The sequence below is a fragment of the Pedobacter nutrimenti genome (genome assembly GCF_003208655.1).
Lineage (GTDB): Bacteria > Bacteroidota > Bacteroidia > Sphingobacteriales > Sphingobacteriaceae > Pedobacter > Pedobacter nutrimenti.
This window is the reverse complement of record NZ_QKLU01000001.1, coordinates 298,166-312,648: the sequence shown is the minus strand read 5'-3', so window position 1 is coordinate 312,648 and position 14,483 is coordinate 298,166. Positions and strand designations below refer to the sequence as shown.

Genomic DNA, 14,483 nt, shown 5'->3' with positions numbered 1-14,483 from the left:
TATCCGGCCTTTTTATTTTATATTTCTCTGTTTACATCCCAGTTTTCAAGGTAATCTGCTACCCTCCGTACAAAAGATCCACCCAGTGCACCGTCTACTACCCTATGGTCATAAGACAGCGACAGGAACATCATATGACGAATTGCAATCACATCTCCAAATTCTGTTTCCAGGACCGCTGGTTTCTTTTTTATAGCACCAACAGCCAATATGGCTACCTGCGGTTGATTGATGATCGGTGTCCCCATCACGTTTCCAAAAGATCCCACATTGGTTAGCGTAAAAGTACCATTTTGAGTTTCATCTGGCTTAAGTTTGGAAATACGCGCCCTGTTTGCCAGGTCATTGACCGATTTGGTCAAACCAACCAGGTTTAACTGATCGGCATTTTTTATCACCGGAACAATCAAATTACCACTTGGTAAAGCAGCAGCCATTCCAATGTTTATATCCCGTTTTTTTATAATCTGACTACCATTAACACTTACATTGATCATTGGAAAGTCTTTGATCGCCTTGGTTACCGCTTCTATGAAAATGGGTGTAAAAGTGATTTTTTCATTCTCCCTTTTTTCAAAGTTCTTTTTCACTTTTTCTCTCCATAAAACCATATTGGTTACATCGGCTTCAACAAAAGAAGTCACATGAGGAGAGGTCTGTTTACTCATAACCATGTGCTCGGCAATAAGTTTTCTCATTCTGTCCATTTCAATGAGCTCATCACCGCCATTCAGACTAACGCTTTGAGGTGCCGGGGCTTTAACCGCAGTTGGCAATGCACTTGCCTGTGTTTCTGTCTGAGAGACCTGAACAGCCGCTACAGGCGTACTTTCCATTTTTCCTGCACCTGTTTTATGCTGAATATAATTCAGTAAATCGTCCTTGGTTAAACGTCCATCTGCCCCACTTCCTTTAATGGAATTCAGTTCCTGAACACTGATGTTCTCCTGCGCCGCAATACTTTTCACCAAAGGAGAATAAAAACGGTCAGTTTCAGAAAAAGATACTTGTGGTGTAGCGCTCAGTTGCTCAGTTCCTGGAATGTTCTGTACCACTTCTTCAATGTGTGGTTCAGCAACTTCTTCTTTGGTCACCGGACTATCGGCAGCATCCGTTTCTATAATGGCAATTACCGCACCGACCTGAACGACATCGTCTTCCTTGAACAACTGTTTCACCAGTTTCCCTGCAACTGGTGAGGGTACTTCAGAATCAACCTTATCGGTAGCTATTTCCAATATAGTGTCATCCAGCAGTATCATATCACCGGGTTGTTTTACCCACTTAATCAGGGTTGCTTCAGCAACACTCTCTCCCATTTTGGGTAACAGTAATTCGTATTGAGCCATTTTGGTTTACAGTAAATTTATAATTCGTTATCCGCTGCAAAAGTAAATCTTTTTACAGACTTAATGATAGCCAAGTTGAAACAGATTGTTATTTATTCTTCAAATCCATAAAATAACAAAATTTATATTGGTCTGTTTTCTCTGACCAGATTTAAGACCATGCCCAATGCAGCTACCGCAGAACGTTCTATATTCTGAAGTCTTTTCCCTGCAAAATGGAACAATTTAGCTTTTACTTTTCCCTCACCTGCAACAGCTATCCATACTGTTCCAACCGGCTTATCCTCTGTTCCGCCATCGGGTCCGGCAATGCCACTTACAGCAACTGCATAATCCGTTTTGAAATGCGCTAAAGCCCCCAGGGCCATTTCTTCAACCGTCTGCTCACTTACTGCTCCATAACGATCAAGAGTCTTCTTAGAAACGCCCAAAACCGACTCTTTCAGTTCATAAGAATAGGTTACTGCACCGCCCTGATATACAACAGAACATCCCGGATGCTGTGTAATCAGATGGGCGATGTATCCACCTGTACAGCTTTCTGCAGTTGAAAGGGTTATGTTTTTTGACTCCATCAGATCAAGCAAAGCTTTTTCAAGTGGCAGGTCCTGATCAATGACCACAAAAGGCTTTATCTTATTTATAATCAGTGCAGCATAATGATCAACTTCTTTTTTAAGCAATACTTCGTCTTCTCCTGAGGCGCTTAACCGTAAACGCAACTGCCCTAATTTTGGCAAATAAGCAAGTTTAATAAATGAGGGCAGACTGTTTTCAATTTCTTCTATTTCCTGGGCCAGAAAAGACTCACCAATATTTACAGTCAAAATGGTTTTATGATAAATCACCGGAAGCTGGAAAGCCTTTTTCAATCTTGGCAAAATTTCATCGTCCATCAGGTACATCATTTCAAAAGGTACGCCTGGCATAGACACAAAAATTGTCCCCTGATGCTCAAACCACATACAGGGGGCTGTCCCATTCTTATTTTGAATCACCAGACAGCCATCGGGAACATCTGCCTGTTTTTTATTGATGTCCAGCATGGGCTTTTTGAACCTTTCAAAAATAGATTCTACATGTTTTAAAGTTTGCTCATCCCGTCTGAAACCCATATTGAAATACTTGGCCAGCGTTATTTTGGTAATATCATCCTTTGTTGGACCAAGCCCACCGGTAATCAATACCACTTCGGCCCTTTTTCTTGCTTCAGAAAGTGCCTGCATAATATGCTCAGCATCATCGGAAACCGAAGTAATCTGTTTTACTTTCATTCCAATCAGGTTAAGCTGTTTGGCCATCCAGGCAGAATTGGTATCTACAATCTGTCCGATTAGAATTTCATCGCCTATAGTAATAATTTCAGCTAACATAAATGATCAATTAAAAGCGGGAATTGGAACTCGCCTGTTTACTCAGTTTAAGATCTTGTAAAATAGAAGCTTTAACCCTTAACGTCATAGAATACATCCTATAGGTACCAAAAGGGACCCATTGAAAACTCATATCCCAGCAATGCAAATCTCTGTAAATGGAAAAGGTGGTTAAGGCGAGGTTTTTTGTCTCAAAGTTATAGCCGGAATTGAACTGCACCTTCCATTTTGGAGTTGCATTAAAATCCCCGTTAAAGGTTAAGGTATTATAGGTTCTTCCGTTTAACCCAGTTCTGTCTGCACTATACTGAAAACTATAGGCAAATGCAAAGTTCCAGGGAATATTAAAATCCACAAAGGCATTTGGATCGCGGCTAATGGCTGCCAGCTCTGCGGCCTGTTCCGGGGACAGACCTTGTTTTGCAACCCCGTTTTGCATTTTATCGAGGTTATCCTGTCTTTTTTTGAAGGAAGCAGGGTTAAAGCTATAATCAAATGAAAAGCCAAAGGCAGTTAACCTTGGCAATTTGCCATTCTGCCAAACGTATCTGTCTATCAAAACTTTCGTATTACCAATATGGGTAATGGAATCCGGAACTGTTTTGGTATCATAAGGTGTCAAAGAGCCACTAAAGTTAATCCCAATCTTTTCCGTAAACTGGGATCTTCCACTGAAGCTAAAATCGGCCAGTTTATAAGCCGGTAACAAAAAATTATAACCACTGTTAATATTTAAACCCTGTATGATCGGAATTTTCTTGGTTCCCGTTCCTGTGGTATCCTTGGAAGACAGTACCTTCAACTCCACATCATTTGTCAAACCGAAATTAATTGCAGCGGTTTGTCCCTGTCCGGGTCCTGTGTAACGTGTATTTTGAAAAATAGAATATTTTTTGGGAGCATTAAAACTAGGGTCCCAGACTGGTGTGCCATCCTGGTATAATAAAGGTTTATAATATCCTTTGCTGAAAGTTGAAAAATCCGGTTTATAGCTAAAACCAATATTAGGGGTCATCACATGACGAATGGCCTGAATTTTTCCCCCTTTTTTAAATTGAAGTGTGTTGTAAATTTTGGTGGTCAAACCTAAATTCAAGTTATATTCACCAGATCTTTTGAATCCTGAAATGGTATCATACACAATAGAATCGGGCCTGTTTAAAATTCTAAGGGCAGTTTGGCGCAAGGTTTGAAAATGCCATTGTTCATTATAATTTGCACTTACCGTAAAATTAAAATACTTCGCAACGTTAAAAGGCAATGACCCGGTCAGGTTATGGTTAAATCCGTTTTGAAATCTTTTCAGTCCACCTTTTCCAAACAAAAGGTCTTCCCTGGTACTGACCGAGTTGGTCGCATCCATATTGTACCCCAGGTTGAATTTCTGATACCACTTTTGCTCGCCCACCCTATTTTTTGAGTCAAAAGGATTTATACTGGTCATACTCAGGTTAATTTGCGGCAAAGTCAAACTCACGGTTTTGCTTTGGGTTTCCTGACTGGCACCCACGTTAGTGCTCAAGTTAAAGATGCCCATCGTTTTACTGTAACTGATACTGGACCGTAAAACATTTGTAGAAATCGCATTGGGATTATAATTGGTTGTGGCAACACTGTTCTGATAAAATGAAGAAGTACCCGCATTCACCGAGGCGCTAAACGTCGAGCCCGGATGCGCATTAGGGTTCTGGCTATGGTTCCAGGTAATGTTAAAATCCTTTCTTGGCCTGTTTTCCAGCGTTCCTTCTACACCCGACTTTGTACTGGTATAGGTTAAAAGGATATTCCCTCCATACTTATAGCGCTTTAAGTAATTGGAAGCACCTGATAAGCTGTAAGATCCCTTGGTATAAATTGTTCCGAGCAGTTTGGCATCCCAGTTATCGCTAATGCCCAAATAATAGCCCCCATCCCTAAGAAAAAAGCCCTGATTCGCATCTTCACCAGGGCTGGGCAGGATTACTCCTGAAGATTTTTTATTAGGCTTGGGGAAAAAAGCAAATGGAAGTGCCAGCGGCAATGGAATATCCTCTATCTCCAGATAGACTGGTCCTGTAATCACCTGTCTTTCGGTCACGATCCCTTTAGTAATAAAAAAGCCAAAATGCGGATGGGGCAAATTACAGGTACTGTAAATCATGTTTTTTACATGCACTTCATTATCGGGTTGTTTTTTACTTTGTCCCCCCGAAAAGAAACTCCCCTGTTGTTCTGTAAAGGCATTAAAAACCGTTCCCTTTCCTGTTTTGGTATTATAAAACAAAGAATCAGCTACAGAAGAGCCATCCTTTTCCATTTTGAAAATCGGCTTTCCAATATAGTGCCCCTTAGCATCCTTACGTCCGCTTGCAAAAATAACATTGGTTTTTGAATCGTATCTGATGTAATCCGCATCAAGTTCAAAGGACTGATAAATAACCCTCGCTTTTCCATACAGATAAATAATACTTCTATCCTTACTATATTTTGTAGAGTCTTGTGCTTTATATTCTACTTTGGAATCCAGCTCGGCATCTTTTTTGGCTTTATTTTTTGTAGTGTCCCTTTTAAGTGTATCCTGCTTTTGAGGAACCTGAAAGGCCGAAAAACCAGAAAACGCAACAGCGTAATTGCCAATAGCGGACAGTAAAAGAAATGATTTTAATAAAATGATATTGCGTAAAAGTTTCAAATTCGTCTGTGAATGTTATTTTTGCATTAATGTTTAATCCAAAACGTTCAAAATTAATGAAAAATATAGCATTGGTTAGACCAAATGTAATATTGATCGCATTTATTTCTGTACTTATTATTATATCTTCTAACTATCAAGGATTTACGCAAGATTATAAAATAAAAACTATCGTTATTGATGCAGGTCATGGAGGCAAGGACGGGAGCACAAGAGGGCTCTATTCCACAGAGAAAGATGTCGCGTTAAAAACAGCATTAAGACTGGGTAAGGCCATTGAAGAAAACCTAAAAGATGTTAAAGTGGTTTACACCAGAACAGAAGATGTTTTTGTACCTCTTTATGATAGAATCGGTCTGGCCAATAAGGTAAAAGCCGATCTTTTCATTTCTATACATTGTAATGATATGCCTGTCTACAGGTCAACAATTGTTACCGGATACAGAAAAGGAAAAAAAGGCAGAAGAATTCCGATTACCGAAAGTGTCAGCAGAAAAAGTACCTCTACAAGAGGAACAGAAACCTTTGTTTCCGGTATAGGGCGGATGAACGAGCAGGATGATGTGATCAAAAGAGAAAACGAGGCCATTTTACTGGAAGAAAACTATAAAGAAAACTATGAAGGTTTTGACCCGAACAATCCGGAAAACTATATTATTCTTTCCCTGATGAAAAATGCCTATAGGACCCAGAGCCTAAAGTTGGCCAAATTTATTCAGGACCAGTACATTAATGCAGGCAGAATAGATCGTGGTGTTCAGGAAAAAAGTCTTGCTGTTCTGGCCAGGGCCGGTATGCCTGCTGTGCTTACCGAAATTGGTTTCATCAGTAATCCGACAGAAGAAGATTACATGAACTCCGAAGCGGGTCAAATTGAAATCACGAATGGAATTCTAAAAGCCATTCAAAACTATAAAGCCTCTGTAGAGCGAAACTAAAATTTATTTTAACCAACAAGGATTACCTAAACAAAAATATAGATGACGTTCCGGTTAAAAACATGCACAGTTTCGCTTTTATTATTGATTGTTTCCCTTGCTGCTTTCTCTCAAACCGGATACAGAGTTAAAACAATTGTTATCGATGCCGGACACGGCGGAAGAAAACCCGGTGCCCACGGTGCTTTTTCCTATGAAAAAGACATTGCTTTACAAGTGGCCTTAAAACTGGGGAAGAAATTTGAAGAGGATATGCCGGATGTAAAAATCCTGTATACCAGAAAAAAAGACGTGGATGTTGATTTTTACCGCCGGGCAGAAATCGCCAATGAAGCAAAGGCAGACCTTTTTATTTCCATTCACTGCAATTCTATGCCAGATGAGAGGGTTGTAACAGATTACACCTACAAAAAAGGCAAAAAAGTTCCTGTTTATGAATATGTTAAAAACAAAACGACCAAAGGTACAGAAACTTTTGTTGCGGGTATGCACAGGATCAATGAGCAGGATGTGGCCATACGAGAAAATGCAGATATTAAACTGGAAAAGAACTATAAACAAAACTATAATGGTTATGATCCCAATGATCCCGAAACATTTATTATCTTATCTTTGTTTAAGAATAAGTTCAGGGACAAAAGCATGGAATTGGCCCGGTTAATCCAACGCAATTATTCCAAAGATGACAACAGGATAAGCAGAGGGATTAAAGAACAGGGGATTTTGATTTTACAGCGCTGTGGCTTACCTGCTGTTTTAACCGAAATTGGTTTTATCAGCAACCCCGAGGAGGAGAGATACATGAACTCTGCAGAAGGACAGGCAGAAATTGTAAATTCTATTTTTAAGGCAGTTAAAGAATACAAAAAAGGAAACGAGACAAACTAAAATATCCAGACCACCAGGCTCTTGAGAGCAGTAAAAAATATGAAAATAGCAAACGAAACTAAAGTTGGCATACTAGCAGCCTTCTCCATAGCCTTATTAATTATTGGATATAACTTCCTTAAAGGAAATGCCATCTTTTCGAATGAAACTGTTCTCTATGCGAAATATTCACGTGTAGATGGTCTTAATGTTTCCAAACCGGTTTTAATTAATGGGTATCAGATTGGCCGTGTAGATAAACTCCAGTTACAACCAGATGGTACAATTCTGGCCACTTTAAAGATTAAAGGCAAATATGAAATTCCAACCAATAGTGTTGCCCGTCTGGAAAGTATAGACCTGCTGGGCAGCAAGGCAATTATCATGGCGCTGGGAAATGGAAAGATTTATGCAAAAGACGGTGATACATTAAATGCCAATGTGGCTAAAAATTTAATGGAGGCTGTACAACCTGTTCAGAAAAAAGCAGAACTGATTATTGATAAAATGGATTCGATCCTGACCAGTGTCAATGCCATTATGAATCCTGATTTCCAGAAAAATGTCAATAAAAGCTTCAATAGCATTGCCGCTACCTTAGGTTCTCTGGAAAGTACTTCCAAAAAGGTGGACCATCTGGTGGGTTCTGAGGGAACAAGAATTTCAGCCATCCTGGCTAATGTGGAATCTATTTCCAAAAACTTCAAAGACAATAATGTGCAAATCAATGCCATTATGAAAAACCTGAACACGGCTACGGATCAAATTGCAGCTGCAAACTTCAAGCAAACCATAGACAACGCCAATAAAGCGATGAATGAACTTCAAGGAGTTGTCAGTAAAATCAACAATGGTAATGGCACCCTTGGGCTGCTCATCAATGACACCAAAATGTACGACAACCTGAACAATGCATCTAAAAATCTGGATAACCTGTTAATTGATCTTAAAGAGAATCCAAAACGTTATGTTCACTTCTCTGTATTTGGTGGAGGGAACAAAAAAGATAAATAATCATCTGAGATCAGATCTAATAAAAAAGGCTTCGTAAATTACGAAGCCTTTTTTATTAGATCTGAAAAGTATTTCCTTCTATAGCCAGTTCTGTCGTTTCAAAAACAGACCTCGCTTCGTCCAGTAAAGGCTGTAAAACCTTATATCTGGATGAAAAATGTCCGATGAGCAAATGCTCCACTCCTGCCTCTTTTGCAATCTCTCCGGCTTGCAGGGCTGTGGTATGGTGCGTTTGATTTGCCCGGTCCAACATGTCATGAAGAAAAGTTGCCTCATGATATAAAGCTGTAGCACCCTTAATTTGCGCCATATAGCTCCCGTCAGCCAAAGTATCTGAACAATAACAATATGTTTTTGGTTCATCCGGGTCCATGGTATACTCTTTATTGAGAATCACCCTTCCATCGGGAAAGGTTAAATCGGCCCCTCTTTTTAAAAGAGGAAAATATTCTACAGTAATCTGCGCCTCTTCCAGTTTTTCAATAAGGAGTTTACGCAGTCTTTTCTTTTGAATGAATTTGTAGCCTGTACAGGGAATCCGGTGATTTAGAATAATACTTTCCACCGTCAGGTCTGCATTTTCAAAAATCATCCGGGAATGGTCAGCTTCTACCGGAACAAATTCCAGCGCGTACCTGATTACAGTTTCAGAATATTTAAACTGTAATTCCAGTATTTCCAGCAATGCCTTAGGCCCAAACAAACGAAGTGGTTTAATTCGTCCGTTTAAATGCATGCTGGACAACAAACCGACCAATCCAAAATAATGGTCGCCATGTAAATGGCTGATAAAAATATAATCTATTTTACTGGCTTTAATACCATACCTGATCAGCTGCTGCTGGGTACCCTCACCACAATCAATTAAATAAAATTTTTCATTACAATTTAAAAGTTGGGCAGTTGGATTTCTATTGTATACGGGTGTTGCAGAACTACTGCCTAAAATAGTAACTTCAAATTTCATTAATTCTTCTGATCAAAACTGCCCAATAACTCTTTCTCTATCTCTTCCATGAAGATCAGATCAGTCGCCTCATCCAGTTTTGAAACAATATTCAGGGATTGCCCCAGGTTTGATATTTCTATAATTTCTGCAATTTGCTGATGAATACCGGTCACAATAAAAAGACCATTTGCTTTTTTACAAAGGCGGTCGCCCACCAGTAAACTACTCAAATCCTGACAATCACTGCACTCCTGGACCATAGACAGGTCCAGCACAATGTTACAATATCCCTCTGCGTTCAATAAAATAAACTCAGACTTCAACTTTGGCGTAATCTCATTACTGAAACTGCTTTCATTTAATGTGATCACGACATACTTTTCATGTTTATCTACTGAAAACCTCATAGTATTGAATTTTATTTATTACGAAAATAAGATTTTATACTTATTAATCCGCTATCCTGCCCAACAATCTTTATACCTCCTATTTGGATTCCAGATCGCTGATGCAATTTGTCACATTCTGTTCAATTCGTTTAATGGCATTATCAGAGGCATTCTTCACAAACTGATCACCGGTTATTTTTTCAAACAACTCAATATAGCGTTCAGAAATGGATTCAATCACCGCCGTAGTCATCTCGGGCACAACCTGTCCGTCTTTCCCCTGAAAACCATTTTCAATTAACCATTTACGGACAAATTCTTTGGAGAGTTGCTTCTGAGGTTCATTTGCAGCCTGTCTTTGCTGATAGCCTTCTGCATAAAAATAACGGGAAGAATCCGGAGTATGAATTTCATCAATCAGATAAATGTCCTCTCCTACTTTGCCAAATTCATATTTGGTATCCACCAGAATTAATCCGCGTTCAGCCGCCATTTCTGTCCCTCTTTGAAATAAGGCCCTTGTATATTTTTCCAGCTGGTCGTAATCAACTATCGAAACAATGCCTTTTGCTAGAATATCTGCTCTTGAAATATCTTCATCATGTCCTACAGCAGCCTTTGTTGTTGGTGTAATGATGGGCTCTGGCAAAGGATCATTTTCTTTTAATCCTTCAGGCAAAGAAACTCCGCATACACTTCTTTTTCCTGCACTATATTCCCTCCAGGCATGACCAGCCAAATACCCCCTGATGACCATTTCTACTTTAAAAGGCTCACAGATACGGCCAACGGTAACCATTTCATCGGGCACTGCAATAACCCAGTTTGGTACAATATCGCTGGTCGCAGTTAAAAACTTGGCCGCAATCTGATTCAGTACCTGCCCTTTATATGGGATCGCTTCGGGCAATACCACATCAAATGCCGAAATACGGTCTGTAACCACCATGGCCATATACTGGTTATCGATGGTATATACATCCCTTACCTTGCCCTTATAAAAGTTCGTCTGTTTTGGAAAATTAAAATTTGTCTCTTTTATCGCTTTCATTGTTTCGCCAAATGGCATTTATTATTATTTACTGAATATCGCCGTAAGCCTTTAAAATTCTTTTTACAAGTTTATGCCGGACCACATCTTCACCGGTAAGATAGATGATGTCAATGCCTGGTATGTCGTCCAGGATCCTTAATGCATTGTACAAACCTGACATTTGTTTTTTGGGTAAGTCCACCTGTGTCACATCACCCGTAACAATAAATTTTGCAGTTGGCCCCATCCTGGTCAAAAACATCTTTAACTGTAAATCCGTTGCATTTTGGGCTTCATCCAGGATCACAAAACAATTGTCAAGCGTTCTTCCCCTCATAAAGGCCAGGGGCGCAATTTCGATCGTCCTGTTCTCCAGATAAAGCTTTAGTTTTTCTGCAGGAATCATATCATCAAGTGCATCGTACAAAGGGCGCAAATAGGGATCTACCTTCTCTTTCAGGTCTCCAGGCAAAAAGCCAAGGCTTTCTCCTGCTTCTACCGCAGGCCGGGTGAGAATGATCCGTTTGATTTCTTTATTTTTCAATGCCCTTACAGCCAAAGCGACAGCAGTATAGGTTTTACCGGTTCCGGCTGGTCCAATTGCAAACAAAACATCATTCTTTACAATACTGTCTACCATTTTCCGCTGATTGGCCGTACGTGCTTTTACCATCAGGCCATTGGTACCGAAAACAATCACCTCGCCGCCTCCAGAATTATTTTTTTCCGGGGCAGGCTCAGCTTCTGCCGCCTTCTTACGGATAGACAAAACAGACTCCACTTCATTCGGACTTAAAGAGCTATACTGCTCCAAATGCCGGATCAACTGGTTAAACTTAAGCTCAAAAATGCTAAGTTCCTGCTCCTCACCCAATACCTTTACTTCATTTCCTCTGGCAACAATTTTAAGTTTCGGAAAAGCATGTTTGATCAACTCATAATGCTCATTGTTGGTTCCCCAAAATTGTGCCGGATCTACCGATTCCAGTGTTAGTTTTAATTCGTTCAAAATATTGTTTTTTAGATATAGGTGTATATTTTGATATAAAAATTGAATATTTGTAGGCGATTTGCCGCTTACGCAAGGTTAAGAATAAATATTCAATTTTTAATGGCCATTATCACTTTAACGACAGATTTAGGTTCCAAAGATTTCTATCAGGCTGCTTTAAAAGGTAGTATCCTGAGTATCTTGCCTACAGTCAATATTGTTGATATCACCCATGAGGTCCCTTCCTTTAATATTTCCTACGCGGCATTCGTTCTAAAAAATGTTTATCCTTATTTTCCTAAGGGAACCGTACATCTGATTGGTATTGATTCTGTCTTTAGTGAAAACACCAAATACATTGCCTTAAAATATAACGATCATTTTTTTGTCGGTGCAGATAATGGCATTTTCTCTTTGTTGTTTGACCACAAACCCGAAGAACTGGTAGAATTGAATATTATGCAGGACCTTAAGTACCTCCATTTTCCATTGGTGGATATTTTTGTTAAAGCAGCGGTACACCTGGCCAAAGGCAACAAGCTAAAAGACATTGGTGTACCCACTGAAAACATTGAAGAACGCATGCTTTTGCATCCTGTAATAGAACGAGACATCATCCGGGGAAGCGTGATCTATATAGACACCTTTAGCAACGTCATTACCAATATTACCAAAGACCTTTTCACAAAGGTACAGCGCAACCGGGATTTTACCCTTTATTTTAGAAAAAGTGAAACCATCACCCAGCTCAGCTGGCACTATAATGAGGTCCCCGAAGGAGAAAAACTCTGTCTGTTTGGCATTAGCAATCACCTGGAAATTGCCATAAATAAAGGCAAAGCCAGTGGTTTACTTGGCCTCCATTTAGGAGACATTGTACGGGTAGAATTTCATCCTTAGGGCTGTAAAGAACTTTAACAGCAGGTTTAAGGCATAAAATTTGCTTCTATAATAAAAGAATGATTAAACAAATTAAACCCCTGCTGCTGCTCTTATTTGTTGTAGTTTCTTTGAACTCCATGGCACAGGACGACAGCACCGCCTATCAGTTGCAACGTGTAAAAATTAATACTTTGCTTGCGCAGCGGAGCGCAAAATTTGGTCAATACGAACAAAGCCTTAACGCAAGAACCGGAATTTTTGGTTTTCAAACCAAAAACGACATTAAAAATTCCAATGAGATTTTAAGACAAATCGCCTTAAATGACAACAATATTTTCAGGGAACTGAAAGTATTAATGGAATATAAAGATGTACAGGTGCAACAGGTACAAAATACAGCATTAATTAACAATGACCGGATACAGCGTTATATGCTGGCCATTAAAAAATTGCAGGATAAAAACCAGCAACTAAAGCAGGAAGCTGAAAAACAACAGGGACAAACCCGCATATGGCAGTATGTTACCGCCTTTTTAGTGCTTCTGCTGTTGAGTGCGGTCTATATCTTATGGATGAAAATCAAAAAAATAAGGAGGTAAATCATGACCGGTCTCCTGAAGATATTTTTCAAAATACTGGTCAGGTTAAATAACGCCCTGCTTCCAAGTTACTCCAAGAAGGATCCTTTTAAACTGAGCCCTTTTCAAAAACTTATACTGGGATACAGGTATTGGGCACTGACCCGCTTCCTTAGTTAAAATAATTGGTAATCAAGCCGACCAGAAATTTAGGTTCTACCCAGGTGGATTTAGGAGGCATTACCCCATTTGCATCTGCAACAGCAATCAGCTGCTCTACTGATGTCGGGAACAAAGTAAAAGCAATTTTAAACAAACCATTATCTACCTGTTCCTGTAATTTAGATACAGGAATCCGCCCACCGCTAAAGGTAATCCTGGCATCTGTTCTTGGATCATCAATGGACAGTAGGGGTTCCAGGATCAGGTTCTGCAAAATACTTACATCAAGTACTTCCACCGGATTTTTTTCATCGAAGCAGCCCTTTTTAGGTTTTAACTTGTACCATTGACCATTAAAATACATTCCGATTTCATGCAGTACAGCAGGTTTCACAAGTTCTGAAGCCGTTTCAATGTGAAAAGAAATTTTAATGCTTTCCATAAAATCCCCTTCACTTAAAGCACCAAGGTCACGTACAAGCCGGTTAAATTCCAGGACCTTTACCTCTGCAGTGCTCATGTACACTGTCGTAAAGAAATTATACAGTTCGGTGCCCTGATGTCTCTCTCCCTGCAGGTGTTTTTTATGCAAACCCATTTTTGCCATAGAGGCAATCCTGTGGTGTCCGTCTGCAATATAAACAGAGGGCATTGTTGCAAAGGCTTCAACCAGTCTTTCTATCTCAGTGGCCCCTGTAATGGCCCATAGTTGGTGCTGGGTCCCATCTTTAAAGCAAAAGTCAAGCAAAGGCGTTTCCAGCAGGTGTTTGCCTATGATTTCTTCTATAACCGGATCGGGGTGGTAGGTAATCAGCACCGGATTTGCATCCAGCCCTGTCTGCTGCAGGTAGTCTGCAAGCAGCCGTTCCCTTCTCTCTACCGTATGTTCATGTTTTTTAATGTTTCCCTCCAGGTAATCATTAATATGGGTAAGTGTCCAGATACCGGTTTGCAGCAGGCCATCATGGATAACCCGGTAAACGAATACGGCAGGCCGGTCCAGCTTTACCAATACTTTCCGTTCTAAAAAAGTATCCACGTTCTCTCCTATCCTTTTAAAAATCAGTTCCTGCCGTGTACCCCTTAAATAAGGATTTTCAAGCTCAGGGTTAATCAAATGCAAAAAACTGCAATCATTTTCAGAAGCAATTAATTTCGCTTCCCCGACACTGTAATCCTCCAGAGGACGTGTGACAATCTTTTCCTGAAGCTGCACCGCAGGAATTAAAGCATTAAAAGGTCTTATATTTGGCATGGAGATCAATAACCAATAAAGGGCCCTTACAG

13 protein-coding genes are annotated in these 14,483 nt (G+C 39.9%); 5 read left to right on the top strand and 8 right to left on the bottom strand.

Annotated elements, in window-relative coordinates; all coding sequences use genetic code 11:
• Positions 1–17: 17 nt before the first annotated feature.
• From B0O44_RS01265 to B0O44_RS01255, 3 genes are all read right to left on the bottom strand, one after another.
• Positions 18–1,349: a dihydrolipoamide acetyltransferase family protein gene (locus B0O44_RS01265; RefSeq protein WP_110826886.1), complete on the bottom strand. Its 1,332-nt coding sequence runs from the start codon at positions 1,347–1,349 to the stop codon at positions 18–20.
• 122 nt (positions 1,350–1,471) lie between these two features.
• On the bottom strand, positions 1,472–2,722 hold the full coding sequence (locus B0O44_RS01260) for a CinA family nicotinamide mononucleotide deamidase-related protein (RefSeq protein ID WP_110826885.1): 1,251 nt from the start codon (positions 2,720–2,722) through the stop codon (positions 1,472–1,474).
• Positions 2,723–2,732: 10 nt separating this feature from the next.
• Positions 2,733–5,393, bottom strand: coding sequence for a putative LPS assembly protein LptD (locus tag B0O44_RS01255; protein ID WP_110826884.1), 2,661 nt, complete (start codon positions 5,391–5,393; stop codon positions 2,733–2,735).
• A 56-nt stretch (positions 5,394–5,449) separates the two neighbouring features.
• On the opposite strand from B0O44_RS01255, the gene B0O44_RS01250 reads away from it, so the two are divergent.
• From B0O44_RS01250 to B0O44_RS01240, 3 genes are read left to right on the top strand one after another with little or no spacing between them, the layout of a single operon-like run.
• Positions 5,450–6,331, top strand: coding sequence for an N-acetylmuramoyl-L-alanine amidase family protein (locus tag B0O44_RS01250; RefSeq protein WP_245943508.1), 882 nt, complete (start codon positions 5,450–5,452; stop codon positions 6,329–6,331).
• Between the two features lie 42 nt (positions 6,332–6,373).
• Positions 6,374–7,219, top strand: coding sequence for an N-acetylmuramoyl-L-alanine amidase family protein (locus tag B0O44_RS01245; protein WP_110826882.1), 846 nt, complete (start codon positions 6,374–6,376; stop codon positions 7,217–7,219).
• 39 nt (positions 7,220–7,258) lie between these two features.
• Positions 7,259–8,212, top strand: a complete 954-nt coding sequence (locus B0O44_RS01240) for an MlaD family protein (protein ID WP_110826881.1) — start codon at positions 7,259–7,261, stop codon at positions 8,210–8,212.
• A 55-nt stretch (positions 8,213–8,267) separates the two neighbouring features.
• Here B0O44_RS01240 and B0O44_RS01235 read toward each other — a convergent pair whose 3' ends face one another.
• From B0O44_RS01235 to B0O44_RS01220, 4 genes are all read right to left on the bottom strand, one after another.
• Complete coding sequence (locus tag B0O44_RS01235) at positions 8,268–9,179, bottom strand: ribonuclease Z (protein ID WP_110826880.1); 912 nt, start codon at positions 9,177–9,179, stop codon at positions 8,268–8,270.
• Positions 9,179–9,568, bottom strand: coding sequence for an STAS domain-containing protein (locus B0O44_RS01230; RefSeq protein WP_110826879.1), 390 nt, complete (start codon positions 9,566–9,568; stop codon positions 9,179–9,181). The genes B0O44_RS01235 and B0O44_RS01230 overlap by 1 nt, the downstream gene beginning before the upstream one ends.
• A 79-nt stretch (positions 9,569–9,647) precedes the next feature.
• On the bottom strand, positions 9,648–10,601 hold the full coding sequence (locus B0O44_RS01225) for a phosphoribosylaminoimidazolesuccinocarboxamide synthase (protein ID WP_110827504.1): 954 nt from the start codon (positions 10,599–10,601) through the stop codon (positions 9,648–9,650).
• A gap of 28 nt (positions 10,602–10,629) precedes the next feature.
• The gene (locus tag B0O44_RS01220; RefSeq protein ID WP_110826878.1) at positions 10,630–11,592 is read right to left on the bottom strand and encodes a PhoH family protein; all 963 of its coding nucleotides are present in this window, start codon (positions 11,590–11,592) and stop codon (positions 10,630–10,632) included.
• Positions 11,593–11,694: 102 nt separating this feature from the next.
• On the opposite strand from B0O44_RS01220, the gene B0O44_RS01215 reads away from it, so the two are divergent.
• The gene (locus tag B0O44_RS01215) at positions 11,695–12,474 is read left to right on the top strand and encodes an SAM hydrolase/SAM-dependent halogenase family protein (RefSeq protein ID WP_110826877.1); all 780 of its coding nucleotides are present in this window, start codon (positions 11,695–11,697) and stop codon (positions 12,472–12,474) included.
• Positions 12,475–12,533: 59 nt separating this feature from the next.
• On the top strand, positions 12,534–13,055 hold the full coding sequence (locus B0O44_RS01210) for a hypothetical protein (protein ID WP_110826876.1): 522 nt from the start codon (positions 12,534–12,536) through the stop codon (positions 13,053–13,055).
• A 151-nt stretch (positions 13,056–13,206) separates the two neighbouring features.
• On the opposite strand, the gene B0O44_RS01205 is transcribed toward B0O44_RS01210, so the two are convergent.
• Positions 13,207–14,451 (bottom strand): DUF1015 domain-containing protein, encoded by a 1,245-nt coding sequence (locus tag B0O44_RS01205; RefSeq protein WP_110826875.1) that lies wholly within the window; start codon positions 14,449–14,451, stop codon positions 13,207–13,209.
• Between the last annotated feature and the right edge of the window lie 32 nt (positions 14,452–14,483).

What these genes read in the sequence shown, in the direction of transcription:
- B0O44_RS01210 (WP_110826876.1), top strand. Translation starts at nt 12,534, where the DNA reads ATGATTAAACAAATTAAACCCCTGCTGCTGCTCTTATTTGTTGTAGTT.
- B0O44_RS01225 (WP_110827504.1), bottom strand. Translation starts at nt 10,601, where the DNA reads ATGAAAGCGATAAAAGAGACAAATTTTAATTTTCCAAAACAGACGAAC.
- B0O44_RS01250 (WP_245943508.1), top strand. Translation starts at nt 5,450, where the DNA reads ATGAAAAATATAGCATTGGTTAGACCAAATGTAATATTGATCGCATTT.
- B0O44_RS01215 (WP_110826877.1), top strand. Translation starts at nt 11,695, where the DNA reads ATGGCCATTATCACTTTAACGACAGATTTAGGTTCCAAAGATTTCTAT.
- B0O44_RS01205 (WP_110826875.1), bottom strand. Translation starts at nt 14,451, where the DNA reads ATGCCAAATATAAGACCTTTTAATGCTTTAATTCCTGCGGTGCAGCTT.
- B0O44_RS01245 (WP_110826882.1), top strand. Translation starts at nt 6,374, where the DNA reads ATGACGTTCCGGTTAAAAACATGCACAGTTTCGCTTTTATTATTGATT.
- B0O44_RS01235 (WP_110826880.1), bottom strand. Translation starts at nt 9,179, where the DNA reads ATGAAATTTGAAGTTACTATTTTAGGCAGTAGTTCTGCAACACCCGTA.
- B0O44_RS01230 (WP_110826879.1), bottom strand. Translation starts at nt 9,568, where the DNA reads ATGAGGTTTTCAGTAGATAAACATGAAAAGTATGTCGTGATCACATTA.
- B0O44_RS01260 (WP_110826885.1), bottom strand. Translation starts at nt 2,722, where the DNA reads ATGTTAGCTGAAATTATTACTATAGGCGATGAAATTCTAATCGGACAG.
- B0O44_RS01265 (WP_110826886.1), bottom strand. Translation starts at nt 1,349, where the DNA reads ATGGCTCAATACGAATTACTGTTACCCAAAATGGGAGAGAGTGTTGCT.
- B0O44_RS01240 (WP_110826881.1), top strand. Translation starts at nt 7,259, where the DNA reads ATGAAAATAGCAAACGAAACTAAAGTTGGCATACTAGCAGCCTTCTCC.